Genomic DNA, 25,715 nt, shown 5'->3' with positions numbered 1-25,715 from the left:
GCAGGCTGGAGCGGGCGGATTTCGGCCGGAACGGTCCGTCGCTGTGCCGGTCTGGTCTGCGGTGCTGGAGTATCGGCCCATGGATGAGGTGCCTGAGCAGTCCGTGCCCCGCCTGGCGGAGGAAACGGTTACGGGTGTCGTTGAGCTGAACGACGCACTGGAGGACGCTCTCGATGTCGTGGAGCTGGCGTCGAACAAGCGTGGACCGGGTCTGCTGGGGCTGAGCACCGGCTTCCCGTCGCTGGACAAGCTCACCTACGGGCTGCAGCCGGGGACCTTGACGGTGATCGCGTCCCGGCCGGCGATGGGGCGGACCACCCTTCTGAGTGATTTCTGCCGGCACATCGCGATCCGGGAGAGGGTGCCGACCGGCCTGTTCAGTCTGGAAGAGTCTCGGGAGAACCTGGCCATGCGGATCCTGGCGGCCGAGTCCCACGTGGCCCTGACCGACATGCGCGCCGGTACCGCGTCGGACGACGCCTGGAACCGGCTGGCCAAGGCGATGGTCCGGATGAACGATGCTCCCCTGTTCCTGGCCGCCCCGGGGACGATGACCGCCTCCCAGCTCGCCGCCGACGCCCGCCAGTTGCACGCGCGCCGCGGTGTGCGTCTGCTGGCCGTGGACGGACTGCAGGACATCGCGCCGCCGCAGCGCAACGATCTGCGGGAGCGGGAGGTTGGTGATGTGGTCCGGGACCTGAAGCGTCTGGCCCTGGCGCTGAAGGTTCCCATCGTCGCGACGTGCCACCTCAACCGCGGGCCGGAGCAGCGGGTGGACCGGCGGCCGGCGCTGGATGATCTGCGGGAGTCCGGGGCGATCACCTTCGCGGCGGACACCATCGTCCTGCTGCACCGGGAGGACGCCTACGACAAGGAGTCGCCCCGCGTGGGGGAAGCCGACCTGATCGTGGCGAAGAACCGGTTCGGCCCCGAAGCAACCGTCATCGCCGGCTTCGAGGGCACCTACGGGCGCTTCAACGACCTGAGACTCGACCCGGTGTTCCTGCCGGCCCCCGCAGCCGATCCCGAACTGCCCGAACACGCGCCTTGAACCCGCCCTGCCGGGTGTCGGGCGGTTCACGCCCAGCTCCGCTGGCGCAGGTGGGGGGAGTCGGCCAGCCGGTGGGCCCAGGAGACCAGGCGCCAGCCGTACAGGTCGAAGGCGTCGTCCTCGCCGCACTCGCTGAGGTGGTCCAGGACCCGCTGCGGATCGTATTGGGCGGCGTAGCGGGCCTGGCGGCGGTCCTCGTCGGTCCGCTCCGGGGTGTTCGCGGTCTCGATCAGCTCCTGCAGGGCCGCGGTGGCGCGCTGCTGGGAGAGGTAGGTCTGCCAGGCCGGGCTGTCCTGCGCGGTGACGAAGCCGTGCTCGGCCGCCTCGCGTTCGGCGCGGCGCTTGAGCTGGGCGGTGATGTACGCGGCCGGCTGCTGCGGCCGCCAGGTGATGCCGGGGCCTCCGGCGTACTGCCAGGCGTGCAGCTCCGCGGCGATGTCGTGGGCGTCCTGGCCCTGGTCGATCAGCGGGCGCACCGCGAACGCCAGCCGGCGTAGCTGCTCGGGCTGGGTCCAGTTCACTAGGGGCCGCACCTGGCGGGCGATCGCGATGTCCCGGGCTACCTGAAGCGGGCTCCGCCGCCGCCCCGCGCCGCTGCTGCTGGTTTTGGAGGGGGACGTCGATCGGTTGGGGCGGCTCGCGCGCTTGCGCGAGGTGTAGTTAAACCCACCACTCACCTCAACTTTCTGACTCCTCCTGTACCACCCACGAGAATGGGGCTCACGCTCCGCTGGCCTGCGGTTTTCCACAGGCTTGCCGGAGGGGTTATCCACAGCCTCCGCCGCCTGCCGGGCTACGGCCACGGCGCGCTCGCGGCCGGCCTCGCTCATCCCGACGATCCGGGCCTGGTAGCCGGTGCCGGACAGTCGGTGCCCCATCGCCTCGTCGTACACGGGAGGGACCACCGCGCCGTAGATCGTGGCCGTCCCCGTGTACTTCCGCCCCGGCAGCCGCAGGTTCCGCTTGCTGCCGTGCCGCAGCCACACCAGCGCGCCCAGCTCCCGCAACACCGCCACATGGCGCTTCACCGTTGCCCTGGACACCTTCAACCGCGCCGCGGTGCCCGCCAGGTCGTACAGAACCAGGCCCTCGATGTAGTCCATCCGCGCCGCGAGATCCCGCGCGACCGCCAACGTCGTCGCCCCCGCTCGCGGATGCAGCCCAGCACCCACCAGCCAGGACACCGCCCGCAGCCACGCCCGCGGCTGTACCCGCCGAGACCGCGTCCGCGCCACATCCTGCGCCGTCGTGCCACGCACCAGCTCGAACCCGACCTCGCCCTGAACGGCATCGGCGTCCGGAGCCGACCGCGGCCCCGGCACGGTGACCGGCCGGGCCATCACGCCCGCGCTCACCGGCTCACCCCCAGCCCGCTGCGTACCCGGACGGGGCGGCGAGCAGGCAGGACGGCATCGGGCAGGGACAGCGGGGAGCAGACAGAAAAGGGTGCACACCTGCTACAGGTCCGCGCGGCGGCCTCGGTGTGACGCCGAACAGGAAGAACGTCGGTGACGTGCGTCACAGCAGCACGCGGACCGCGCACGCCGCGCAGATGGGCGGCGTGCGCGGTCTGGCCAGTCGGATCGTAGGGGCAGCGGATCTTAGGAAGGGTGAGAAGTGGGGTCACACCGATAGAGGTGTGACAGGAGCGCCCCACCAGCACCGGGCGGACGTGACGTACCTCACCTGCCACCCCCGCAGGGGTGGCCTTCGTCACGTAATAGGCCCCGACACGACCCGTACGGGCCTGCCGGGGCTGACAGATGTCAGCCCTGTCGGGCATGATGAAGCCAGCCTTTCCGAGGGAAGGCACACAGAAGCCCTCTTCGGTGGGTTTCGGTTCCGTCCAAGAACCTGAAGATCGAACTGTTCGAGCCGGGTGGTACCGGGGCGAACAACTCCTCCGGGAGGCTGTGGCAGGCCGGACCGGAGAGCAGATGGGGCGCTGGCCGCGGTGACTGGCATCACCATGAGGCACGGGCCCCGGGCGGCAGAGGCCGTCCCATAGACCTACGTCATCCCGACCCCCTCGGAAGAGGGCTGGTTGGGCGTGCGCGAAAACACGAACGCCCCGTCGACGGACCAGCGCTCAAGGCGTCGCTGGCCCCACGGCGGGGTGCTGTGCGTCTGTCGGCGGGTGCAGGTACCCTGGATCACGCCGACACCTCCTCTTCGCTGAAAGGTGTTCGGTCTGGCCGCTGGACCCCCACCACAAAGGTCCTCGGCCACCATGTGGCCCCTCCCGGCTTGCCGGTTGACGGGGCCACATTATTTTGATCAAGCTCGGGAGACACCCTACTCCCTCGGAGTACTCTGCGTGGTGCCCGGAACATACGTGTCGTTCGGATCTGCCGGCCCCTCGAAGACCCGCTGCGACAACGCTCGAAAGCAAGCTGACGCTGTTTCAGCGGCCTCCCGGGGAACGCGCACACGCCTGCGTTCCCGTCATGCCTGCCCGGAGAGGCATGATGTGCGCCATGCAGCCTCGCACGGAACCACCGTTGGCCAGCTACGCGTCCGCAGCTCGTAGGCACGGATACATCACAGCCATGCGGCAGCTTGCGGCGCAGCGCGCGCCCGGTACTCCCGTCCGCGTCTACGTGAGCGCCCCTCCAGCCGTGAAGCGACGTCCTAACTGGAGAGGGCTGCTGGACAGGATCCACCACCAGCTCCACGGTGCTGAGATTCTCCACTTCCACAACACCTTCACCAGCAGCGCCGACTACGCCGCCAGATGGCGAACCCTCGCTCCACAACTCGACGGACTCATCCTTCTCCCCGCCCGAGGGAAGCGCGAGCGTCATATCGGCCCCGTCGCACGCCGCGAGCTCATCGACGTGGTCGGCGCAGGCAAGCCGGTGCTGGTCCACGTCAGCCGTCGCGGGCTCGTCCCCATCGTTGACTGCCGCCCGACCCGCTTCGGTCCGCCCGAAGCACCGATGCTCAAACTCGCTGTACCGCCGGGGTGGACCTCCGACGGCACAGCGGAAACGCTGCGAGCAGCCCTGGACGCCTTGCGCCCTGTGCACCTCCGGGCCGGGGACCAACCACAAGCTGATGCTGGTGTCGAGGCCAGCGGGGAGGAACAGCCTCAACGCAGTCACTCCAACCTGCCCAGGTGCGAGTTGGCTGCCTTTGCGGCCGACGCGAGTTCGGGTAGTTCCACCACGGTGACCCCGGCCTTCACCAGTTGCTCGTAGCCGACGCAGTCGTCGACGAACAGCGACGGCTCGCGCCAGGCGATGACGGCCCGCGGGATGCCGGCGGCGAGGATCCGCTGTGCGCACGGGGTGCGCGGCGAGTGTCGCTGGGAGCATGGCTCCAGGGTGCTGTAGATCGTCGCTCCGGCCAGTCGCGTGTCGTCCTTGGACAGCTTGGCGAGCGCGGCTTCTTCGGCGTGCTCGTGCGGGTCGGCCTCCCTGGAGTAGCCGGCCGCCAGCTCGGTGCCGTCCTCGCCCACGATGATCGCCCCGACCGAGTAGGCCCCGGCGGCGGGGGGACACAGCGTGGCCAGGTCGATCGCGCGCTGTATCCAGCGCAGGTCCTGGTCTCGGTCGGGTGCATACATCAGGCGGTGCGCTCCTTGGGGGCGTAGCGGACGAAGACGATGTCGCCGATTGCCCTGACCTCCAGGACCTTCATGCGGGCCGTCGAGCCGCCTGGGTAGTCGGCGGCCCCTAGGAACCTCGCTGCCTCGGGCTGGCCCACGAGCAGCGGGGCGATAGCGAGGTGGACCTCGTCGGCCAGGTTCTGTGCCATGAGCTGGGTGTGGATGGTGCCGCCGCCCTCTACCATCAGCCGCTCGACACCCCGGCGGCCGAGCTCATCGAGGACCAGGCCCCAGTCGAGCTCGGGGCCGACCCTTACGACGTCGGCCAGTTCCCCCAGCGTGGCGCGCGCCTTCTCCACCGCGCCGTCCACGGTGAGCACGAGCTTTTCGCCGCCGTGGTGCCAGAACTTCAGGTCGGCGGACAGGTTGCCGCTCGCGGTGACGGTGACCTTCAGCGGGTACTCCGACTTGCCGTCTGCCACGCGCTGGGCACGTCGCTTCTCGCTATTCACCAGCAGGCGGGGGTTGTCCCGGCGGATGGTGTTCGCGCCGATCAGGATGGCGTCGGATTCGGCGCGGACCTGGTCCACGCGGTCGAAGTCGGGCTCGTTGGACAGGAGCAGCCGCTCGGGGCTGGTGTCGTCCAGGTATCCGTCGACCGACATGGCGGCGGAGAGGATGACGTACGGGCGTGGGGTCATGGGGTCGGTGATCCGTTTCTCTCAGGCTTCGTGGGCAAGGGCGGCGTCGAAGTTCTCGCGGAAGGCGGACACCTCCGGCTGGCGCTGCCACGGGACCAGCGACCTGTCGAGACGGACGAGCTCGCGCATGATCCGGCCGGATCCGGTGTCCTTCGCGACGGTCAAGGCCTGGAGCCCGACGGCGGCGGCCTCCTCTGGTGAACCGGCGCCAGCGTGGGCGACTGCGGCGCGGGCCAGGTAGACGCCTCGGTCCCGGTGGTAGCCCTCGGGCAGGGACTTGATGGCTTTGGTGAAGATCTCCGCGGCCTGGGCGTGCTTCCCCAGCACCTCCAGACCCTGCGCGCGATGGACATCGACGTACTGCTCGTTTAGCCACACACCCCAGGGGGTTGTGTCGCTGGAGACGCGATCGAGGGCGTTGCGGACGTCGTCGATCGCGCGCTCACTGTCGGTGGGATCCCCGCGGAGCGCGTGGCCGTACGACTCGAAGGTCCGGGCGACCGCCGCAAGGCGGCTCCGGGGCCGTGCCATTCGCTGCGCCGCCTCGGCCAGATCAACAACGTCGACCAGGTCCCGCTTCTCCCCGGCGAGCTGGGCCTTGCGCGCCATGACGTAGGAGGTCAGATCACCATCGCCGACGGTGTGGCTCCACTGGAACGCCCTGTCGAGCCAGAACTCCGCGCTGTCGAAGTCGCCCAGGTCCTGGTAGAGCCAGGAGGCGAACTCCGCGTACTGCGTCTGGAGCTCCATCAGGCCCTGGCGGTCGACGCCCTTGGTGTCGCGGCGCAGGGTCTTGATGTGCTCGATGTACTCGCGTACGGCTGCGATGGCGTGCCTGGGCCCCATCAGATTGTCGTTGTCGATCAGCAGTCGGCGAGCCTGCTTGAAGTACTCGAGGGGCGTGCCGCTGTACGCGGAGGCCACCCGTGGGGGCTGCTTCAGGCTCTGCACAACTTCTGAGTCCGCGGCTGCTGGCGTGCCCATGCCGAATGCGGCCGCAGCACCGATGCCCACCCCACCGCGCAGCAGGTCGCGTCGATCGAGCGTCACGAATACCACCGTTCCATCCCGTAGACGAGTGGGGATGAAGATCCCCTCATGATCAGACGCTGCCCGCTGAATGCCGGCCGTGGCCAGCCCGACGGACGCTTCGGATACATGGGGAGCAGAAACGGATACAGGGGCCCGTCCGGGCGCAGCTGGACTGATCCGCTCCCAGACGTCGACCAACACGCCGCCGGCTCGGAGCAGGGAGTCGACCAGCTCGACTTCCGCTCGGTGCTTCGGCAGGCGTGAGCCGTTCTCCCATTTCTGCAGCTTGGAGTGCGACATGAAGGACTTCGCGGCCAGTTCGCGAAGGGACATCCCGCGCGCCTGACGGAACTCTCGAAGCGTGTGTCCGAAGCGGCGCTGCTCCGGCGTCAGCACGTTCGGCTGCTGCCCCACTTGGCGATCCCTCCATGTCTCCACTCGGCGTATCCAGCGACTGGATACACGTCTGATCTGGAACTCGCTCCTGGGCCGGGTCTACAACTTTGCTAACGAAGTCGACGCCGCCGAGGAGGGGCCATGCGCAACGAGACGCAGGGAAGGACGTCAGTCATCGCACCCCTTCTCGATTCTGTCGAGACGGGCCGCAAGGCTCTGGACCTGATCCTGAAGTTCCGCGAGAGCACGGGCAGTTGCATCCTGGATGCTCTCGCTAGCGGTCTCGGTGACGAACGACCCACGGCCCTGGTGCGAGTAGATGAGGCCGGCAGTTCGCAGCTCAGCCAGCGCCCGCTGGACGGTGCCCGGCGCCACGTCGTATTCGTCGGCCAGCTCCCGTGTGCTGGGCAGCTTGGTCCCGGCAGTCAGCCGTCCCGTGCGGATCTTGTCCCGCACGTCCTGAACGATTCGCTGGTACGGCTGCACGGCCTCGTTGCTCATAAGCGCCATCGTAGGACGACCCCCTCGACATAGCTAGCTTCCATAGCTTCATCAACGAACCGCTTGACACTCCCCGGACTGTATCAGCTAAGTTAGATATGCCAACAAGGTGGATGGGTCGGCAAAGCCCCCACCTGTCCTGGCCGGGATCACGTAGAGCCCGAACACCGAAGGGAGACCCACCTCATGAACGCGACGCAGTTCCCCGCCACCGACCACCTGCTGAACCGCCTCGTGCGGCGCCACCACAGCACCCTGCTGGCCTTCATCACGCGGTACGAGCGCGATCCGCACCAGGTGGAGGACCTGGCGCAGGACGCCTGGCTGCGCGTGATCACCCGTGCGGACAGCGGCGTCCCGCAGGCCGACAGCGTCGACCCGGAGTCGGGCCTGCCGGACTGCCTCGCGTTCGCGGTCCGGGAGGTTCTGGGCCTGCAGGAGACCGCCGCCCCCACCGACGCCAACGAGCTCCTGGCGGAGGTGCTGGCCGCGCACCGCGTCGTCGACGGCCCCGTTCCCGAGCAGCTGCTTCCCGCCGCTGCCTGATCCGGCTCCTTCGGCCGGAACCGCCCCCGCGGGCGGCGCCGGCAGTGGGAGCCGGGCCACCACGGCCCGGCAACCAGCACCGCCCGGAGGCCCCTCCAGCTGCCATACCCGGCACGGGATCCGAAGGAAGCGGCCGTTGTTTCAGAACTCCACAGCGTGATCCACCACCGCAGTACCGGCCGTGACCGCACCGGCCGGGGTGAGTGGAAACCCGTCGTGAGGCGCCATTACCGCTGGTGGTGGCAGTCGGCACGTGCGATGACCCGTCAGGCGCTCAGTACCTGGGGGCGGTCCGGTGCAGTACCAACCGGGCGCTCATCACTGATGGAGAGCAACGGAGGGCCGGCATCCCCACGACGTTAAAGAACGACGCGGCACACCTTGCACCGCACTCGCCCGCCCGGACGGATCTCCCGGGCTGGCCCGCGGTCCGCGTCGTGATGAGATCCGGCGCCCCGCACACCGGGGCGCCGCGCAACCACTACCGCAGCCCCGCGCTGCCCAGACGCTCACCGCCCCGCCCTTGGCGGTCCGGTGAGCGGTGGAGAGCGCGGAGGACGCCACGCTCCACGCCATCCCCGCGCGTGCGGGGAGCACCGACCCGGCTGGACCGCCGCCGACTTCGACTCCGGACCATCCCCGCCTGTGCGGGGAGCACTTCTGACGTGCGGAGTTGCGGCCCTGGTCCGCGCGTGAGTCTACGTGCGCCGGCAGTTCCTGTGCTGCCTGTCGTCACCAACGCCCAGCTGCACCGGGCGGTGGCGTGCGGGGGGATACAGGACGCCCCGGCCACTACCCGACCCCTCAACGACGAGGACCGATGCCATGGCCATCACCACCCCGCTGGACTTCGTGTCCCAGCACGGCGACCCCACCTTCTGGCTGGCCGCCGACTTCGAGGCCTACGAGAACCTCACCCACTGCGACCTGCCGACGGTACTCGCCGCCGAGGACGCGGCTGAGGAAGCCGGTGGCCTGAACGCCGATCACCGCGTCACCTGCCACACCCACCAGAGCTGGGCGTCGGCCTGCGCGGACCACCCGCTCCACACCGACCCGCACGGCACCGTGCTGCGCAGCGCGCTGCGCGCCGTGGCTGGCACCCGCTGAGACGAGAAGGAGAACACCGGCATGGACAAGAACATCGTCGACTGGCGGAAGCTCGCCGCCTGCGCGAAGGACGACCCGGAGCTGTTCTTCCCCATCGGGAACACCGGCCCGGCGCTGCTGCAGATCGAAGAGGCCAAGGCCGTCTGCCGCAACCGCTGCCCTGTCATGGAGCAGTGTCTGGCCTGGGCCCTGGAGACGAACCAGGAGCACGGCGTGTGGGGCGGGATGTCTGAGGACGAGCGGCGCCGCGAGAAGCGTCGGGTCGCCCGCCGCAGGTCGGCCGCCGGCCGGGTCCGCCGCGCCGCGGCCTGACCCCTGCACACAAAAGCGGCGGCCCCCGGACTGGTCCTCCGGGAGCCGCCCGATCGCCCAGGAAGGGGCAACCTTGAACACTCACATCATCGCATCCGCCCGCCGGGCGGACCACCAGCACCCCAACCAGGCCGACGAAGCACTGCGGCGTGCCCGCGAGGACGACGCCCGCCGCGCCGCGCAGCAAGGGGGCGGTCGCTGATGGGACTCTTCGCCAGCAAGAACACGCAGTCCAGCGACTCCGAGCAGGGCACGCCGTCGTCGGCAGCCCAGCTGGAGCGCGACCTGGACCGGCACTACAGCGACGCGCAGCTCGACGACATCTACGGCCAGGCGCAGCTCGGCCCGGAGTCCGCACGGGGGCATCGATGACCGACTCCGAACGGCAGAAGCTTCTGGAGAAGCTGCGGGAGAAGAACAAGAACAGCAGCGGCGACAACGGCCGCCGCTGACGCTCAACGCCCTGATCCGCGCGGCCCCTCCCCCGATTCGCCGGGTGAGGGGCCGCCGGTTCTCCCGCGCTGCCCGGCCTGACCGGGCAGCGCCGGAGAGCCGCCCGGCTCAACACCACCACCACGGAGAGGACACCGACATGAGCTGCTGCTGCGACGGACCTGAGGTCTTCGGCTACCGCCTGGATGAGGCGGACGAGATCGGTGAGGCCGTCCCCGACTGCTGCGGGGGCGAGATGGACGTGACCGCACGCGACGGCGACACCATCACCTACACCTGCGGCGGCTGCGGCATCGTCCTGGAGACGGACGGGGAGCTGGTGGGCCACATCATCTACCCCGCCAGCACCGCCGCCTGACCGGCCATCCCTTCTCGACTGCGCACCGGCAGCCCACCGTTGCCCACGCGCCACCGGCCCGCGCTTCTGCGCGGTCCGGTGGCGGTGGAGAGCGCTGGGAGCACCCACCGCTTCCCCGGCCGGCCCTCCGGCCGAGGTCACCGCACCCCCTTTTCGTGTCCTGGAGGACCACCGTGATCGGCACCGGCCTGACGAAGAACGACCACACCCCCGAGCGCACCTACACCGCGTCCAGCGCTACCGGCCCGGTGCTGGCGGACATCACCTGCCCGGACGGCGTCGTGCACGTCACCATCGACCCGGCCGCCGAGGTCGCCCAGGTCCGGGTCCGCACCACTGACCCGGACGGCCCGGCCGCCGAGGCGGTCCGGGACACCCGCATCTCCCAGTCGGCGGAGCGGCTGACCGTCGTCGTACCGCCGCTCCCGCCCACCACCGGCCAGTTCAATGGCGGCGGGGTGTTCATCGGCGGGAACAGCTACTCCAGCATCACCGTGAACGGCACCACGACGGTTTTCGGTGGCCGGGGTGGCACGGTCATCAACGGCACGACCGGCGTCGAGGTGCTGGTCACTCTCCCCGCCGGGTCGGGCGTGAAGTACCGCAGTGAGAACGGCAGCCTGTACACCTACGGGGTGCTCGCCGCGCTGCAGGGCTCGGCCGTCAACGGCTCCATCCACGCCGAGAACGTCGGCCGGATCGAGGCCGAGGCCAGCAACGGCTCCATCAAGGTCGGCACGGTCACCGAGTGGATCGACGCCGAGTCCAGCAACGGCTCCGTGAAGGTCGACCAGTACGCCGGCAGCGCCGCCCAGGTCCGCTCGGGCAACGGCTCCATCGCCATGACTGTGGCCCCCGCGGCGGCCGGCCGCATCGTCGCCAAGGCCGGCAACGGCTCGGTGAAGTTGTACGGCGTCCGCAACCGCGGCGACCTGGACGTGCGGGCGACGGCGGGCAACGGAACCGTCCGCAAGCACTGACGCGCACCCCGATATGCGAAGAGGCCCCGGGCTGGGGGCCTCTTCTTTCTGCTCGCGACCCGCTGACAAGGAGCGCATCGCATGTTCAAACGCTATCAAGCACGCCGGGGCAGGTGGTGCCGCGTCGCGGCGTCGTGCCCCCACCCCGCCACGGCCCGCCCGACGCTGCGGCCGGCGGACCGGCCGCAGCTGGCCACCGGCATCGCGCTGGCCGCCACAGCCGCGTCCCTGCTGGACCTGCAGGCGAGCGGCCTGCCCGACACGGCCGTGCACGCCGCAGTCGCCGTGGTGGTGTTCACCGCGGCCCGCCTGTGCGCGGCCTGGTCGCTCATGCCCCACCCGCACCTGGTCCGGGGCGCCGCACAGGCCGAGGCCGCTGGCCATCGCGAGGAGCTGTCTGCGCTGCTGCGGGCGCTCGGCAACACCGACCTGGTCGTGCTCCTGCACTGGGGCCGCGTGCACAGTACCCACCCCGACTCCGAGTCCGCCGAGCAGATGGCGGAGCGGCACGGCGGCATGCCCGGAGCCTGGGTGGCCAGGGCCCGGGAGGTCACTGACACGGCGATCCCCTGGCGCTGGGTCCGCTGCCTCCCTGACCACCCGTTCCCAGCAACCACGACTGTGGTTGCTGCCGTGGAGGCGGCTCGGGCGGAGGCCATTGACACGCCCAGACTCGCCGTTCAGGTAGCGGACCTGGCGAAGAGCTGGCTGCCGGACGCCACCTCCTACGAGCTCGCGGTCGCGGACGTCGCACGGGAGGCGTTGGCCTGGCTCGACACCGGACAGGCCGCCCCGAAGAGCCAGCCGCGCAGCACCACCACGAAGGAAGTGGCCGGCCCGGCCCTCAACCCCCGCCCGCTGACGAACATCATGGAGACCCGCTCATGACCGCCCCGCCCGATACCCGCCCCGACGAGGAACAGCAGGCCGCCGTACCGCCGGCGCTCCCGGCCGGGAAGGACGACCGCCGCCCGGAGCCCGAGCCCGCGGACGACCTGGCGCCGGAGAACGACACGGACAACGCGACACCGGCGGGAACCACCGGCACCGCTCCCGTGCGGACGCTGGAGCGGTGGGAGAAGTGGCTGATCGCCCTCGGAGTGCTGCTGGGCACCGGGGTCGCCACGCTCGGGCTGATCTCCAGCTACCAGGCGCTGGAGGCCAAGGCCGCCACGCCGGCAGAGGCCGGCGGCTGGGGCTGGTCCTGGCCGTGGCTGCTGCCGGTCGGTATCGACCTGTCCATCCTGGCCTTCTCCATCGTGAACCTGCTGCTGGTGCGGTTCGACCGGCCGCTGTGGTGGGTCAAGTGGGTGCCCCGCGCGGGCACCGCGGTGACGATCTATCTCAACTGGGAAGCGGCCACAAGCTTGCCCTCGCAGGTCGGCCACGCCGTCCTCGCGAGCCTGTGGGTCGTCTTCTCCGAGATCGCCGCGCACCTGTACGCCGCGCACATCGGGGCGGCGAAGGGCCGGACCAAGAAGGAGAAGGTGCCGCGCTCGCGGTGGCTGCTCGCACCGTTCTCCACGCTGCGGATCGCCCGCCGGATGCGGCTGTGGTCCATGACCTACGTCCAGGCCCTGGAGCAGGACCGGCAGATCCGCATCTACCGAGAGCGGCTGCGTCAGCGCTACGCCGGCCACGAGAAGAGGTGGAAGAAGGCCGCCAGCCCAGACGAACTGCTGCCGTTCAACCTCGCGGCCTTCGGGTTCACAGTGGAACGGGCGCTGGGAGTGCCGCTTCTCGAAGACGTTCAAGAGCAGCAGCGGCAGGGACGCGCCGCCCTGCAGCGTGCCGAGGCCGCCGTTCAGAAGGTCCGGGCCGACGTTCAGATCCGGGACGCGGAGATTCAAGCCGAACTCGAACGCATTCAGGCTGAGGGCCGCATCGAACTCGCCCGGCAGGCTGCCAAGGCGGAAGCCGAAGCCGAGATTCAGCGCCAGCAGGCTGCCGTTCAAAAGCGGCAGGCCGAGGTTCAAGCCGAAGCGCGCCGTGTTCAGGAAGACGCCGAGGCGCATTCAAAGCGGCTCGCGGAAGAAGCTGACCGCCGCCGCGCGGAGGCCGCCCGGGCGGAGGAGACGGCCGCCCTGGAGGCCGAACTGGAGCGGACGCGGCTGCTCGCGGAGAAGGAAGCCATCGAGCGGAACCGGGCCGCCGAAGCCGCCCAGCTCGAGGCCGCAGCCCGTACCGAAGAAGAGAAGCAGCGCCTTGACCTGCAGGAACAGGCCCGTCAGCGCGAGCTGGAGCTGAAGCAGAAGGAGGTGAACCTGCGAGCGGAGGAAGAGCAGCACCGTCTTCGCCTGGAGGCGGAGAAGCGGCGCCAGGCCCTGGCCGCTGAGGTTGAACAGCGCGAACTGGCCGCTGAAGCCGAGGCCCGCGCGGAGGCCGCTGCCGCCGCGCAGCGTGAGGAAGCTGCCCGGCTGCTGCGCCAGGCAAAGGAGCACGAGGCCGCCGCGGCGAAGGCGGAGGAGGCCGCCGCTGAACACCGGCGGCGTGAGGCTGAACACCAGCGGCGTGAGGCTGAACACGCCGCCGCCGCCCTCCGTGCCGAGCAGGAGAAGAAGGAGCGCGAGCGGCAGACCCGCGAGCGGCAGGCCGCCGCTGAGCGGCGTGAGGCTGAACACGCCGCCGCTGCCGCTGAACAGCGGCGCCGCGCCGCTGAACTGGAAGCCGCTGCGGCTGAACTGGCGGCGAAGGCCCGGATGGGGCAGGCCGACTGGGACGCTCACCGGGTGGCGGCCATGATCCGCGCCCAGCAGCTCGCCCCCGCCGGCCAGGAGCAGCGGGTCACCGTCGCAGCGGTTGCTCAGGAGCTCGGAGTCTCCCAGGGCACCGCGCAGGACCGCCTGAAGCGCGCCCACGAACTCCTCGACCAGGAGGCCGCCGCCAGCTCCCAGCCTCTGCAGCCGGTCGCCGCCTGACCGCGCGCTGCCGGGCGTGTACCGCGCGCCCGGCAGCGCCGCCGTCCCGTATCCGGGCGCTCATGGCGGCCGCCATACCCGCCGCTCCTCTCACCCAGAGGGGGCGACGGGCATGGCGGCGGCCACGGCCGCCCGGCCCACCCCGACACCGCCGCCGGGAGCCTGGCCCACCAGCCGGCCGGCTCCCGCCGGCGGTGCCGGACGCACGCAGATCCGATACCCCCTCATGGAGGCCCCCTGTGACCACCGACCCGAACCACTCCCCTCTGCGCGACGTCGCGCAGAGCCCGGAGGCAACCGCCCGGTACCTGGCTGACGTTCAGCGGGTCTTGCTGGACATCGGCAAGAACCTGGAGACCCTCGCGATCGAGACCCGCGTTCACCTGCGCGAGACGCACGTGGAGGGTGACCGCTGGTACCACGCCAGGCTGCGCGCGAGGCCCGTGGAGAAGGCCCTGGGGAACGTGCTCAAGAACCTGAACAACCTCACCGAGGGCCTGGAAAGGAGCGCCTACAAGCGCCGCGCCCACGACGAGGCCGTTGTGAATACGGCCCAGGGCAGGAAGGAAAAGGAGCTGGAAAGGCAGCGTAAGAAGAACCCGCAGCCGCTGCAGGCCGCGCCCAACCCGCCGCAGGAGGGTGCGCGGACCCAGAATTCCGGGTACAGTGCTCCTACGTCGATTTACGACCTCGGTCGGGAGTCGGCGTGAACCGCCCCCTCAGCAGCGCCGAACGCTCCGCTCAGCGGCGCCAGAACTGGCTGAAGGAAGAGGCGAAGAAAGCCCGCGAATCTCGCGGCGAGGCAGGGCTGATGGAATTCTGGCTCCGCCTGACACGATCCCGAATCGCCAAGGACGTCAAGGCGAATCGCCAGGACGTCTACTCCGGATTCGCGCTCATCTGCCGCCTGTTCATCACGGCGATGGACGACCGGGTGGAGGGCAGCGGACGGATCTGGAACGACCTGATGCAGTACGCGGAGCAGGTCGTGGAGCAGCACCCCCCGCGTCACTGAACGTCACCAGCGAAGGCCCCGCCGGGCTCCGGCGGGCCTCGCACGCGTAAAGCGTGCACACGTGCCCGTGCACGCGCGTGCACACAAGACCCCACGCTCTGTCAAGTCCCCTGGAGGGAGGCGCACCGTGTCCGATGAGGACGGCACCGGGACCTTGGTCCGCGGTCCCTGGAGTGGTGATTCCACCTATGTGCCACCGCCGATCCCGGATTACGGCGACACCATTCCGCCGCCGGAAGACATTCCCGAGGCTCCGCCGGAGTCGCCGGAAGAGACGACGATGGAACTGCCACGGATTCCGGCTGCTCCGGACCCGTCGACGGCTCTGCGTTCCGAAGGAGTTACGGCACCGGAAACCAGTGAAGAGGACGGCGAATACGAGGAAGGCGAATACGAGCAGCCTCGTTCTCTCGCTGACCGCCTCGGTGACTGGCTGGAATTCCGGCTGGAAATGGCGCGGGCCAATCATGAAAGCGAAGCGCCTTTCCGCGAGGCTGAAATAGCGCGGAAGGCCGCGCTGCTGGAGGGCCGCACCGCTAGGGAAGTCGCGATGATGGAGCAGAACGGAAAGCTCCACGCCGCGATGATGAAAGCGAAAGGCGACAAGGCAGCGGCACGGTCAAAGGCCGATGCCGACCGCATGACGTCGCCCGGCTCCGGCCTGGGGGCGGACAAGGGCCGCTCGAAGGCCGGCGGCGGGTCCTGGCGCGGCGGTGGCGGCAGCGGGCCGTCCCGCAACAACCCGGGCCCGGGGCCGAACCGGTCCGGGGGCGCGCGCGGCTCCAACTCCAGTGGCCCCGCAGGCCGTTCCGGATACGGATCGACCGGGGGCGGCTCAGGCGGCAAGGGCGGCGCGAAGGGCCCTGACCGCTCCTCTGGCGGCCAGACAGGCGGTTCCGGGCGCAACGGGTCGTCCGGGGGCTCGAAAGGCTCTCAGGCGGGCTCAGGAGGCTCCGGCCGGGGCGGCGGCTCGAAGGGTGACGGCGGCGGCCGGCCGCAGCAGCAGCACGGTCCGGCGTCCAGCGCCCGCGTTGAGCGGGCCCGCGGCCGCCAGGAGCGCGCCGGGACCAGGCAGGCCGGGCGGCAGGAGCGGCGCAGCGCCGGGCACGCCGCCGGCGTCGCGGACCGGACCCGGGACCGCGACCAGGCCCGCGCCCAGCGGCAGCAGGCGTGGGAGGACCGCCGGGCCAAGCGGCAGGAGCGGGACGCGGCGCGGAAGGCGAAGCGGGAAGCCGCGGCGTCGGCCGCACCCGGCCGCACCACCCTGGGCCAGGCCGTCGGCGAGGAAGCCCAGCGCCACTGGGACAAGCGCCGCGCCGACGCCAAGGCCGCCAAGGACGCCAAGGACGCCAAGGACAAGGGCGGCAAGGCCGGTACCGAGAAGGTGAACCTGACCAAGGACAAGGACAAGGCTGGCAAGGCCGGCACCGGTGGGAAGGGCGGGAAGACCGCTAAGGACGGCCCTGACGGGGCCTCCACCGCGGCGAAGGACGGCAAGGGCTCCACGGCCGGTGACGGGGCGTCTGACGGCTCGAAGAAGCGGCGCCGGTTCCGGCGCCGGCGCACCGGCGAGGGCGGGTCCGGCCGGACCGGACGCGCCCGCCGCACCGGCCGGACCGGGCGTGCGGGGCGCGGTCGTACGGGTCGTGCCGGTCGGCGCGGCCGCGGGGCGGACAGCCCGTTCGGCACGGCAGACCCCGACTCGACGTGGGAGTGGCCCGACCATCCCACCCGCCCGCCGCAGCGGCCCGCGAAGGGCCAGGAGGACATCGTCGACGCGGACATCGTCCCCGACGAGCCCGCGGCCGTCACGACCGGCGTCAAGGGCCTGCCGCCCGCGCCGGAGAAGCACACGCAGCGGCCCGGCACCAGCCGGCCCGGCACGGAAGGGAGCAGCGTGAGCAGCTCGGAAGTCAGCAGGCCGTCCGGCGCGGGCGGCCTCGGTGCCCAGCACCGTACGGACATCACCTTCGACGCGTACCTGATGGAGATGGCGAACATCGCCATCCAGGCCGCCTCCGACCAGGAGCGGGCCGAAGCCCTCGCCGAGGCCCTGGACCAGGTCGCCGACGCCCTGCGGGACATGGCCACCGACCTGATCGGTGACCACAACGTCAGCACCGAGGTCACCGAACTGATCTCGGACCTGGCCGACGCCGCGGCCCGCATGAAGCAGCAGGCCGAACGGTGCGCGACCGAGTGCGGCCTGGCCATGGAGGCCGCCAAGCTCGCGGCCTCCATGGTCGCCCGCATCTACGGCCAGGACATGGCCGCCAAGGAAGACGCGGGCCTGAAGTACACCTCGGCCGCCGCCCACCACGACTAGAACCAGGGAGGAAATGCGCTGATGAGCAGCGAACTCGCACCCCGCCCCAGCGGCGCGGTGCCCGCGCCGGCCGACGGCGACAACCGCTACAAGGCCGTCCAGGCCAAGCTCAAGACCCTCGGGCGCGCGCTGGACGACGCCGGGCTCGGCCTGGAGGAACTGCTGCGCAGCGTCCGCAGGAACACCAAGCGGGCCGAGGACGCGGCCCGCGACGTAGCCAACGCCGAACTCGACCCGAAGTTCGTGGAGCTGACCGACAACGTCGGCGTCGCCCTCGGGGGCGCCGGTGTGCAGGTCAAGAAGCTGCACGACACCGCGCAGGAGACCGCCGACCTCACCCACCAGACCAAGCGCACCCACTCCAAGCTCTACGGCGCGCTGGACGACATCCGCTCGAACCGGCGCGAGCGGACGCCCAAGCCCGGCTTCTTCAACCACTGACCCCACTCCCCCACCCACCCCGCCACGGGCGGCCCCGCACATCTCGCGGGGCCGCCCGTGCCCATTCGCCCTCGAAGGAGAAACCGGTGACCACGCCGCGCAGTGTCGCGCTCGAACGCCTCGCCTACACCCTCGCCGCGCCCGCGCTGGCCGTGGCCCCGAACCTCTACCCCGACAGCCCCGTCAACCAGGTCGTCCAGCTCGCCGGCGCCGCCGGAATCGGCGGCATCTTCCTCGCCGCCAAGAGCGACGGGCCCGGCGCCGGACGCAAGATCCTGCGCTGGACCCCGCTGGTCCTGGCCGCCGCCGTCGACGTCGCCGCCGGACACACAGACGGCTTCGGCCCCTACTGGCTGGACGGACTGCTCGCCGCCGGATGGGCGGCGGCCGGCTGGTTGGTGATGCCGTTCTCCCGGCACACCCGCCGACGCCACCGCCCCGCCGCCGCAGCCCCGGCCCTGCAGCTGGCACCCGCCGAAGTCCCCGAACCGGTATCCCCGGCGGTGCCGGATGACGGAGCCGACCAGCTCACCCGCGACGCCAGGGTGCTGTGGGAGCGCGCGGGGATGCCCGCCCGCACCCACATCGTCAAGGCCACCCGGCACACCGCCATGCGGCACGACATGACGATCCTGCTGCGCGCCTCGGAGACCGGGCGGCCGATCACCGGCCTCTCGCCCGAGATCGTCGGCGCCGCGTTCGGCGTGCACTCCAGCGACGTCGTCCTGGCGGAGGTCGCCATCCAGCCCGGCCGCCAGGGCGGACCCGGCTGGATGGAGGCCCTCATCACCCCCGACGCCAACGCCCGCCGCCGCACCAAGCCCACCGACGCCGAACGCTGGGTGGACCGGGTCGCCGGCCCCAAGGGCGGCGCCCCCGGCTCCGAGCTGGTCCACACCACCCGCGACACCGCCCGAGGGGTGACCTTCTACCGGGCGAAGATGGCCGACTCCACCGACACCCCGCGCATCGACCTGCCCAAGGTCTGCCGCGCCCTGGACCTGCCCGAGGACGACAGCCGCGTCTTCGTGCTGACCGAAGGAGCCGAGTTCCTGATCAGCGTGTTCGACACCCCGCCGCTGTCCCCGACGTTCCCCGCCACCCGTGAACTGCTCACCCCGGACGCGAAGACCGGCATGTACGTGTGCGGGTTCAGCATCACCGGCCAGCCGGTGCACAACTTCGTGTTCCAGCACGACAAGAACGCCGCCAAGCACGGCCTGGTCCTCGGCGTCACCCGCGGCGGCAAGACGCAGTTCTTTGCCGTCACCATGGTGGCCGAGTCCAACGCCGGACAGATCGTGTGGCTGTCCTCGTGCTTCAAGGACGAGAAGACGACCACCCTCGGCGAGTACATCGACCGCCAGGGCATCACCCCGATCTACATGGCCCGCCAGCTGCGCGCGGCCAAGGCCCTGTGCGAGATCCGGGCGGAAATGCCGTGGGCGCACGACGGCAAGCCGCACGACTACAAGCCCGGCGACGACCGCTGCCCCTACAAGCAACTCAACGTCTACGCCGATGAGTTCATGACTGCGAGCCAGGACCCCGACTACGGCGAGTTCATCCAGGCCGACGGCGACGCCCTGACCGTCATGGGCCTCAAGTACGGCATCGGCTTCAACCCCGCCGGCCAGTCCCCGTTCGCGCACAACGGGTTCTCCACCGAGATGAAGGACAACCTGCGCCAGAACTCCCGCCCGGTCATCTTCAACATGGGCTCGCCCGGCGCCACCCGCAAAGCCGCCGAAGGCACGATGGAGAACGCCTACGACGTGCCGACCATCCCGGCCCGCTACGCCCCCAAGGAAGGCAGCGCGATCGAGCGGGCCATGGCCGGAGAGGCCGAACCCGAGAACGGCGTCTCCACCGGCGGCGTCGCGGTCGTGGTCCTCGACAACGGGCGGGCCGTCCTGATGAAGGCGCTGTACGTGGACTTCGACACCGACCTGGCCGACCTGTTCCCCAGCGAGGTCAACCGGCTCACCGACCACGAGATCGCGGAGCTGGACAAGCGCGGCCTGTGGTTCGACTGGAGTGAGCCCGAGCCGCGGCCCGGCGAGTTCTGGCCCGAGCCCGACGAGGACGGCGACGGCGACAGCAAGCCCCGCCGACGTGGCGGCGGCGGAGGCAAGGGCGGCGGCGGGCGCGGCTCCAAGAGCGGCGGCCGCCGCTCCGAGCAGGTCGCCTCGCCCCGCCAGGCGCTGGAAGCCATCAAGACCCTCACCGACGCCTGAACCAACCACCCACCCCTCGGGGCCGGCCTGCCCGAGCACGGCCGGCCCCGCCCGACCCCTTGCGAAGGAGCACTACCGTGGCCCTGTCCGTCTCCGCCGCCGTGCTGCTGGGCATCATCGTCTTCGTCCTGCTCAAGAGCGGATACGTCCGCGTCGGCTCCGCGCTCGCCTGCACCCTGTTCGGCTTCACCCTCGCCGCGACCGGCCTGGCCCCGGCCATCAACAGCGGCCTGGTCTCGCTCGCCGGACTGATCTCCAGCATCTGACTACGCCTCCGTCCACGGCGGGTCCGGGGTGTAGTTGAGCCCGTCGCAAAAGCGGCAGTCCCACTCTGCGGGGACCTCCCACTTGTCGACCCAGAAGCCGACCTGCCGGCCGACGAAGAAATTCTCCCCGCCGCACCAACCGCAATCGAAGACGAACTCCACCAGATCCCCTTCCCCGCGCTGTCGGTCCGAGGATGCCCGCAGCACGTGTGCGGTGACTACCCACCGCCAGCGCCCAACTCCCCTGCCACGCAACGCCGAAGGGCGCCGCCGGAACCACAGACTCCGGCGACGCCCTTCGCCGTCGCGCGCCCTCCCCCACGCGCCCTCCGGCCACGGCCAAGGAGGGCACCCCCTCTTCCCGCGTGATCGGAGAACACCCATGGACCCCATGCACACCACCCAGTCCGGCATGCCCGAGTCCGAGGCTGCGGCCGAAGCCCGCCGCCTGATCGACGACTGGGCCAGCAAGCCCGTACACCACCACCCCACCGCCTACCGGGACGACACCGCACCGCCGGCCTTCGGCACCACCCCGCCCGTGCCGCAGCCCGACCAGCGGATCGTCCCGGCCTGGGCGGCCGGGATCGCCGTCGCGAGCATCGGCGTCGGCGCCGGGGTCACCGGCATCGGCTGCGGCGCCTGGCTCGTGCTCCAGGGCCTGGCCTCCGTCACGCTCGCCGGCGTCCTGATGGTCACCCTGCCGCTCGCGGCTCTCGCGATGGTCGCCACCGCCGTCGGCGGCGCGATCAACAAGGCCCGCGCAGCGACATCCAAGACGGTTCACGTCTACCAGGGCCCGGTCACCCACACCGAGACCCACAACACCACCGCCACGCGCGGCATGTTCGCCCGCACCCGCAACGACATCCGCCGCTGACAGCCGGTCGCCCCGCCTCGCACCCGACACCCCGCCCGGCGGCAGGGCTTCGGGTGCGGGACAGGCCGACCGGCCGCACCCGCTGCGGCCCCCGCGCGATCCGGCCCCGCCCAGAACACCGCACGAGGCCCGCCACCTCAACGGCGGCGGGCACCGGCCCCTGCCACCCCGACACCAAGGAGCCCTGAACCGTGGGAGTCAAGTACGTCATAGCCGAGCCCGAGCCGCCGACCTGGTGGCAGCAGCACCGCACGAAGTTCATCGCCACCGCGACGCTGCTGCTCGGCTACTGGCTCGGCTCCACCGTCGCCCCACCGGCCGACGGCGCCGTCCCGGAGCCCACCCCCACGCCCAGCGCCAGCACCAGCGCCGACTAAGCGGCGCCTCAGACCGGGCCGTCAGCCGGCGGCCCGAAGCAACCGGAGGAAGCAATGATCCGAATCGTCACCCGGCGTCGCTGGGACCAGCTGAGCGAGCAGGCCGGGCAGGCCAGCGCGCTGGAGACCAAGCTGCGCGAGGAAACCGAAGCCAGGAACCTGTACGAGGCCGAGACCCGCCGGCAGGCCGACCTCATCACCACCGAGCGGGCCGAAGCCGCCGCCGTCGAACGGTTCTGGCGGCGGGAACTGGAACTGGCGCGCCGCCAGGTCGACCCGATGGCCGGCGCCGAGGGCCTGGACGTCGTGGCCGCGTTCACGACGCGGGGCGGCGCGGCCGTGGTGCTGCACCGCTGCGAGTTCACCAGCCGATACGAGCACTACCGCGGCGCCCCGTACGCCGCCAAGGAACTGACCGAGATCAGCGGCACCACCTGGCGCTGCCTGGGCTGCGGGGCCGTCGGCAAGGACACCGGCGACGACCCCGGATACCGCAGCCACCGACAGGACACCGCCCGCAACGCCGCCAACGAACACGCCGGCAACTGCTGGTCGACCCCTCTTCCTCAGACGAAGAAGCCCGGCGGCGACGACCTCGACGACGAGGCGCCGTTCTAGACCCGCCTGCCACCCCGCCTTGGCGGCGGCCCGCAGCCCCTCCGGCTGCGGGCCGCCGCCGCTTTCCCGCACACCATCCTCCAACTCCAACTTCCAGGAAGGGCTCATGAGCCTCAGCGTCTCCACCCTCGAGCCGGGAAGCGTTCTCGCCCTGGTCGGGGTCCCCGGCAGCGGCAAGTCCACCTTCGCTCGCCGCTTCCCCGCCCCGTGGCGGATCTGCCTCGATGTCTACCGCGAGCTGGCCACGGACGATGCCGCTGACCAGACCGCCACGCCGGTCGCCGCGCAGATCCAGGACCTACTCCTGGACGCCCGGCTCGCCCGCCACCTCAACGTGATCGTGGACAGCACCAACCTGCACCCTCACGTACGCGCCAAGCTGCTGGCCAAGGGCCGCTACTGGAACCGGCCCGTGTCCGCAGTGCTGTTCGATCTGCCGCTTGCCCTGTGCCTGGCGCAGAACGCCTCCCGGAACAGGGTCGTACCGGACGACGTCCTGTACACACTGCACGAGATGCTGCCCACCCGCGAGCAGCTGCTCGACGAGGGCTTCGCGGACGTCCATCTCGCCCCGGCCCCGGCTATGGCCGGAGGTGACCGGTGACCACCACCTCACCCCAGCCGCTCACCTCCCTCCCGGCGCGGGACGCCGGGCGGGGCATCGAAGACTTCTTCACCAGGGTCGAGACCCGGCACCACGCCTGGCCTGCAGGCCGGGCGGACCTCCACTGGCATCTGCTGTTCGACACCGACGCTGTGGAGCGGCGGTTGGTGGCCCCGTACCGGGAGATCACCCACCAGCCCGGCCTCGCTGCGGTCCCGGCCCGCTGGGCGCACCTGACCGTGCTCCACGGCGGCCCGGTCGATGCCTACCGGGATGGCGAGATCGAGGCCATCACCGAGCACGTCCGTGCCGCGGCCGCCGGCCTGGCGCCGTTCGACCTGGTCGTCGACCGGCCAACCGTCGGCCGGGTCGCGCTCGAGTGCCCCGCCCGGCCCGGCGCCCCGGCCCGCCGCCTGTGGGAACTCACCGCGGCCGCGGACACCGAGGTCACCGGCGGCCGGTTCCCGCTCATACCGGACGGCTACGCCCCACACCTCACGCTCGCCTACGGGATCGCCGGCGACCAGCGCGCGGACCGGCTCGCGATCAAGGCCGCGCTGTCCGACCACCCCGGCGAGCCCGTCACCCTGAGGGCCGACCGGCTGGCCCTGGTCGCTCAGTCCCACAACCGCCGGCACATCACCTGGACGCCGCTGGCCACGGTCCCTCTCGGCCCCGGCCCCGCCGCCCGGTGAGCCGGACCGATGGCCAGCTACCGCGCCTGTGATGACGACCCGACCGGCGAGCACCACGGCGGCATGCCGACCTATCCCTGGGGCCACGCACCCCGCACCCAGCTGGCCACGCGCAGGCAGCTGCGCGCGATGGGGCTACGTCCGGGCGGCCAGGAGGTCGCGGCCCAGATGATCCGCCGCCGGAAGGGCCGGCCGCCGCTCGTCGCGTATCTGTACCGGATCGACAAGGCGCTGCCCAAGCGCGTCCCGAGCCTCGCTCAGGAATGGGCGCTGGACCGGGCCATGGCCGCCCGGCAGACCTGCCCGGTCTGCAAGATCCGCTTCTCGTGGTGCCTCCCGCTCAAGACCCTCGGCTCCTGCCCGGCCTGCGCCGACGGCGCCCCGACCGTGGCCGAAGCCGCCTGACTGACACCAAGGAGAGACCGTTGCGTACCCGAACCCGAACCCGATCCGCGATCGCCGAGCTCGCCGTCACCGCCGCCCTGGCACTGACCGGCTGCGCGAAATTCTCCGAACCGTTCCAGGCCTGACCGGCCTGACGGCTGCCTGACCCACCCGTGCCGCGCTACGGCGTGGGCCGGGTGGTGAAGCGGAGGCCGGACCAGTCCGGCCTCCGCTCGCGCGCCCTGGCCCCCGTCGGCCACGAGGCCGCGCACGCCGCGCTGCTCAGCGTCGGCGCCCAGCGCACACCGACCACACCGGGGCAGCAGCCGCTCGTGCTTGCCGGCTTAACCGGCCGCCGCCCCGGGCCCCTTCCGCACGTACGAGAAGGAGATCCCCAGTATGAGCTCCACCTGCACGCCGCACACCACCAGCGGCCGCCGCGAGGCCGCCGCCATCATCCGCGGCATCGCCGCACGCCGCCACCGCGGCCGCCCGGCCGCGTTCGTGTGCGCGCGCTGCCATGTCTCCTGGCGCGGCGCCGAGGCCGACTGCTGGTGCTGCGGCCAGCCCGCCACGACGGAGCACAGCCACCGCGGTGCCGCCCTGCAGCGGCTGCTCCACCCCGTCCGCAGGCGGGCTGCCCGGTGAGCCGGCCCGGAACCTCCGTCCCGAGGGACACGGACCAGCCGGACCCCAGGATCCCGTTCCCGACCCCGGCCGCGCCGACCGCGTGCCGCACGCACCCCGGCTGGTTCTCCCACGAGCGGACAACGGGCGACGCGGCGAAGGACATCGAGCGCGCGAAGACAGCCTGCTCCGGCTGCCCCATCGCCCACGCCTGCCTGAAGTGGGCACTGGCCAATCCGGCGCACACGCAGGTCGGCGTCTGGGCGGGGACGACACCCCGGCAGCGCGCCGGGCTGCGCCGCCGCCTGGTCGCGCGGCTCGGTGAGGACTGGGTCGGCGCCGTGGTCGCGCGGGAGGAAGAACAGACCCGCCAGCGCAAGGCCGCCCGGGCCGTCGCCACCACTGCGCAGCAGCTTCAGCAGCGGGACCAGGCGATGGCCCGCCTGGAGCTGGAGCTCATCCCGACCCGGCCCCCGGCGCCACCGCCGCCCCGGCCGCTCACCGCGCACGAGGTCGCCGCGCACCGCCACGCCCTTGAGGCCGCGCTGAAACCGAAGGCGGCGTGATGCTCCCCGAGAACATCCTCGCCTCCGCCGAGACGATCCCCCTGGCCTCGCCCCTCCCCGACCAGCTCGCCGCCGCCGCAGCCCACACCGTCGCGCGCAACGCAGACAGCAAGGAGGACCTGATCCTCCTGCTCGACCAGCTCGGACTGCCCGCCGGCGAGGACGACCTCACCACACTCCTGCCCCTGCTCACCGACCCCACGAACGGAGACACCGTGCACGACACCCACACCACCACCGAGCCCACCGAGCCCACCGAGCCCACCGAGGCTCCGGTCTCTCTTCCGGAGACCGACCTCCAGGAGCTGCTGGACTGGGCCGGTCAGCACCCCACCGCCGGCATCCGCAACCGCGCCCTCCGCGTCCGCGAATCCCTGAACCGCCTCGCCACCGAGCGCGACAAGGAACACGCGGTGACCGAGGCCGAGCAGAAGATCGCCCACCTCGAGGCCGAACTCGCGGCGGCCAGGGCATGTCTGCGCGAGGCCAAGACCGGCACCAGCACCCCGCCCGCGCCCACCACCAGCCCCCGGCCGGACCGGGAGCAGCTGCGCCGCATCCGCACCTGGGCCAAAGACAACGGCCACCAGGTCGCCGACCGCGGCTCCATCCCCCGCGACGTCCTGGACGCCTACACCGCCGCCCACCCCGGCGAGTACGCCACCGCCAGCTGAACCAGCCGCGGCCCCGCGCCCGGCACCCCATCGAGCGTCAACGGGCGCGCCCCGCAGGCCTGCAAGCAACGCGGGGCGCGCCCTATCTCACAAGGAG

31 protein-coding genes are annotated in these 25,715 nt (G+C 71.4%); 25 read left to right on the top strand and 6 right to left on the bottom strand.

What is annotated here, in order from left to right; translation table 11 throughout:
• Nucleotides 1-43: 43 nt before the first annotated feature.
• The gene (locus tag O7609_RS00230; protein ID WP_269742862.1) at nt 44-1,051 is read left to right on the top strand and encodes a replicative DNA helicase; all 1,008 of its coding nucleotides are present in this window, start codon (nt 44-46) and stop codon (nt 1,049-1,051) included.
• Nucleotides 1,052-1,077: 26 nt separating this feature from the next.
• Here the strand turns inward: O7609_RS00230 and O7609_RS00225 are convergent, their stop codons facing one another.
• The 5 genes from O7609_RS00225 to O7609_RS00210 all read right to left on the bottom strand — a co-directional run bounded on the left by O7609_RS00225 (nt 1,078) and on the right by O7609_RS00210 (nt 7,231).
• The gene (locus O7609_RS00225; protein ID WP_269742861.1) at nt 1,078-2,406 is read right to left on the bottom strand and encodes a cell wall protein; all 1,329 of its coding nucleotides are present in this window, start codon (nt 2,404-2,406) and stop codon (nt 1,078-1,080) included.
• Nucleotides 2,407-4,151: 1,745 nt separating this feature from the next.
• Nucleotides 4,152-4,619: a deaminase gene (locus tag O7609_RS24530; RefSeq protein WP_332330028.1), complete on the bottom strand. Its 468-nt coding sequence runs from the start codon at nt 4,617-4,619 to the stop codon at nt 4,152-4,154.
• Nucleotides 4,619-5,302 (bottom strand): RibD family protein, encoded by a 684-nt coding sequence (locus O7609_RS24525; protein ID WP_332330027.1) that lies wholly within the window; start codon nt 5,300-5,302, stop codon nt 4,619-4,621. The genes O7609_RS24530 and O7609_RS24525 overlap by 1 nt, the downstream gene beginning before the upstream one ends.
• 21 nt (nt 5,303-5,323) lie before the next feature.
• Nucleotides 5,324-6,748 carry a helix-turn-helix domain-containing protein gene (locus O7609_RS00215; RefSeq protein ID WP_269742860.1) on the bottom strand — a complete coding sequence of 475 codons (1,425 nt, stop codon included), beginning with the start codon at nt 6,746-6,748 and terminating at the stop codon, nt 5,324-5,326.
• A 150-nt stretch (nt 6,749-6,898) separates the two neighbouring features.
• A complete protein-coding gene (locus O7609_RS00210) occupies nt 6,899-7,231 on the bottom strand; it encodes a GntR family transcriptional regulator (protein WP_269742859.1) in 333 nt (110 codons plus the stop codon).
• A 186-nt stretch (nt 7,232-7,417) separates the two neighbouring features.
• On the opposite strand from O7609_RS00210, the gene O7609_RS00205 reads away from it, so the two are divergent.
• The 15 genes from O7609_RS00205 to O7609_RS00135 all read left to right on the top strand — a co-directional run bounded on the left by O7609_RS00205 (nt 7,418) and on the right by O7609_RS00135 (nt 20,193).
• Entirely contained in the window at nt 7,418-7,777 is a 360-nt protein-coding gene (locus tag O7609_RS00205) for a sigma factor (protein WP_269742858.1), read from the top strand.
• Nucleotides 7,778-8,602: 825 nt separating this feature from the next.
• Nucleotides 8,603-8,887, top strand: coding sequence for a hypothetical protein (locus tag O7609_RS00200; protein WP_269742857.1), 285 nt, complete (start codon nt 8,603-8,605; stop codon nt 8,885-8,887).
• A gap of 21 nt (nt 8,888-8,908) precedes the next feature.
• Nucleotides 8,909-9,199, top strand: coding sequence for a WhiB family transcriptional regulator (locus O7609_RS00195; RefSeq protein WP_269742856.1), 291 nt, complete (start codon nt 8,909-8,911; stop codon nt 9,197-9,199).
• Nucleotides 9,200-9,272: 73 nt separating this feature from the next.
• Nucleotides 9,273-9,401 carry a hypothetical protein gene (locus tag O7609_RS00190; RefSeq protein ID WP_269742855.1) on the top strand — a complete coding sequence of 43 codons (129 nt, stop codon included), beginning with the start codon at nt 9,273-9,275 and terminating at the stop codon, nt 9,399-9,401.
• Nucleotides 9,401-9,571, top strand: coding sequence for a hypothetical protein (locus O7609_RS00185; RefSeq protein ID WP_269742854.1), 171 nt, complete (start codon nt 9,401-9,403; stop codon nt 9,569-9,571). Before O7609_RS00190 ends, O7609_RS00185 begins: the two co-directional genes overlap by 1 nt.
• Before the next feature lie 220 nt (nt 9,572-9,791).
• The gene (locus O7609_RS00180) at nt 9,792-10,010 is read left to right on the top strand and encodes a hypothetical protein (protein ID WP_269742853.1); all 219 of its coding nucleotides are present in this window, start codon (nt 9,792-9,794) and stop codon (nt 10,008-10,010) included.
• Between the two features lie 155 nt (nt 10,011-10,165).
• Nucleotides 10,166-10,990, top strand: a complete 825-nt coding sequence (locus O7609_RS00175) for a hypothetical protein (protein WP_269742852.1) — start codon at nt 10,166-10,168, stop codon at nt 10,988-10,990.
• A gap of 81 nt (nt 10,991-11,071) precedes the next feature.
• Nucleotides 11,072-11,878: a hypothetical protein gene (locus tag O7609_RS00170; protein WP_269742851.1), complete on the top strand. Its 807-nt coding sequence runs from the start codon at nt 11,072-11,074 to the stop codon at nt 11,876-11,878.
• Nucleotides 11,879-12,045: 167 nt separating this feature from the next.
• On the top strand, nt 12,046-13,908 hold the full coding sequence (locus tag O7609_RS00165; protein WP_269742850.1) for a DUF2637 domain-containing protein: 1,863 nt from the start codon (nt 12,046-12,048) through the stop codon (nt 13,906-13,908).
• Nucleotides 13,909-14,147: 239 nt separating this feature from the next.
• On the top strand, nt 14,148-14,618 hold the full coding sequence (locus tag O7609_RS00160; protein WP_269742849.1) for a hypothetical protein: 471 nt from the start codon (nt 14,148-14,150) through the stop codon (nt 14,616-14,618).
• Nucleotides 14,615-14,923 carry a hypothetical protein gene (locus O7609_RS00155; protein WP_269742848.1) on the top strand — a complete coding sequence of 103 codons (309 nt, stop codon included), beginning with the start codon at nt 14,615-14,617 and terminating at the stop codon, nt 14,921-14,923. Before O7609_RS00160 ends, O7609_RS00155 begins: the two co-directional genes overlap by 4 nt.
• Nucleotides 14,924-15,473: 550 nt before the next feature.
• Nucleotides 15,474-17,249, top strand: coding sequence for an ATP/GTP-binding protein (locus O7609_RS00150; protein ID WP_443071959.1), 1,776 nt, complete (start codon nt 15,474-15,476; stop codon nt 17,247-17,249).
• A gap of 21 nt (nt 17,250-17,270) precedes the next feature.
• The gene (locus O7609_RS00145; protein WP_269742846.1) at nt 17,271-17,690 is read left to right on the top strand and encodes a conjugal transfer protein TraB; all 420 of its coding nucleotides are present in this window, start codon (nt 17,271-17,273) and stop codon (nt 17,688-17,690) included.
• Nucleotides 17,691-17,776: 86 nt separating this feature from the next.
• Nucleotides 17,777-19,927, top strand: a complete 2,151-nt coding sequence (locus O7609_RS00140; protein WP_269742845.1) for a chromosome segregation protein ParM — start codon at nt 17,777-17,779, stop codon at nt 19,925-19,927.
• Nucleotides 19,928-20,004: 77 nt separating this feature from the next.
• The gene (locus O7609_RS00135; protein WP_269742844.1) at nt 20,005-20,193 is read left to right on the top strand and encodes a hypothetical protein; all 189 of its coding nucleotides are present in this window, start codon (nt 20,005-20,007) and stop codon (nt 20,191-20,193) included.
• Here O7609_RS00135 and O7609_RS00130 read toward each other — a convergent pair whose 3' ends face one another.
• Complete coding sequence (locus O7609_RS00130; protein ID WP_269742843.1) at nt 20,194-20,355, bottom strand: hypothetical protein; 162 nt, start codon at nt 20,353-20,355, stop codon at nt 20,194-20,196. It lies immediately after the preceding gene.
• A gap of 220 nt (nt 20,356-20,575) precedes the next feature.
• Here O7609_RS00130 and O7609_RS00125 point away from each other — a divergent pair, with 220 nt between their 5' ends.
• The 9 genes from O7609_RS00125 (at nt 20,576) to O7609_RS00085 (ending at nt 25,618) form a co-directional block, all read left to right on the top strand.
• Entirely contained in the window at nt 20,576-21,073 is a 498-nt protein-coding gene (locus O7609_RS00125) for a hypothetical protein (RefSeq protein ID WP_269742842.1), read from the top strand.
• 191 nt (nt 21,074-21,264) lie between these two features.
• The gene (locus tag O7609_RS00120; protein ID WP_269742841.1) at nt 21,265-21,450 is read left to right on the top strand and encodes a hypothetical protein; all 186 of its coding nucleotides are present in this window, start codon (nt 21,265-21,267) and stop codon (nt 21,448-21,450) included.
• A 54-nt stretch (nt 21,451-21,504) separates the two neighbouring features.
• Nucleotides 21,505-22,068, top strand: coding sequence for a hypothetical protein (locus O7609_RS00115; RefSeq protein ID WP_269742840.1), 564 nt, complete (start codon nt 21,505-21,507; stop codon nt 22,066-22,068).
• A gap of 106 nt (nt 22,069-22,174) precedes the next feature.
• Nucleotides 22,175-22,672: an AAA family ATPase gene (locus tag O7609_RS00110; protein WP_269742839.1), complete on the top strand. Its 498-nt coding sequence runs from the start codon at nt 22,175-22,177 to the stop codon at nt 22,670-22,672.
• A complete protein-coding gene (locus O7609_RS00105) occupies nt 22,669-23,367 on the top strand; it encodes a 2'-5' RNA ligase family protein (protein WP_269742838.1) in 699 nt (232 codons plus the stop codon). The genes O7609_RS00110 and O7609_RS00105 overlap by 4 nt, the downstream gene beginning before the upstream one ends.
• 9 nt (nt 23,368-23,376) lie before the next feature.
• The gene (locus O7609_RS00100; RefSeq protein WP_269742837.1) at nt 23,377-23,772 is read left to right on the top strand and encodes an RRQRL motif-containing zinc-binding protein; all 396 of its coding nucleotides are present in this window, start codon (nt 23,377-23,379) and stop codon (nt 23,770-23,772) included.
• 378 nt (nt 23,773-24,150) lie between these two features.
• Nucleotides 24,151-24,399 (top strand): hypothetical protein, encoded by a 249-nt coding sequence (locus O7609_RS00095; RefSeq protein ID WP_269742836.1) that lies wholly within the window; start codon nt 24,151-24,153, stop codon nt 24,397-24,399.
• Nucleotides 24,396-24,944, top strand: coding sequence for a WhiB family transcriptional regulator (locus tag O7609_RS00090; protein ID WP_269742835.1), 549 nt, complete (start codon nt 24,396-24,398; stop codon nt 24,942-24,944). The genes O7609_RS00095 and O7609_RS00090 overlap by 4 nt, the downstream gene beginning before the upstream one ends.
• Complete coding sequence (locus tag O7609_RS00085; RefSeq protein ID WP_269742834.1) at nt 24,944-25,618, top strand: Lsr2 family DNA-binding protein; 675 nt, start codon at nt 24,944-24,946, stop codon at nt 25,616-25,618. Before O7609_RS00090 ends, O7609_RS00085 begins: the two co-directional genes overlap by 1 nt.
• Nucleotides 25,619-25,715: the final 97 nt, after the last annotated feature.

This window comes from Streptomyces sp. WMMC1477 (assembly GCF_027460245.1).
GTDB lineage: Bacteria > Actinomycetota > Actinomycetes > Streptomycetales > Streptomycetaceae > Streptomyces.
The sequence above is the reverse complement of the archived record's forward strand: the minus strand, read 5'-3'. Positions and strand labels throughout refer to the sequence as shown.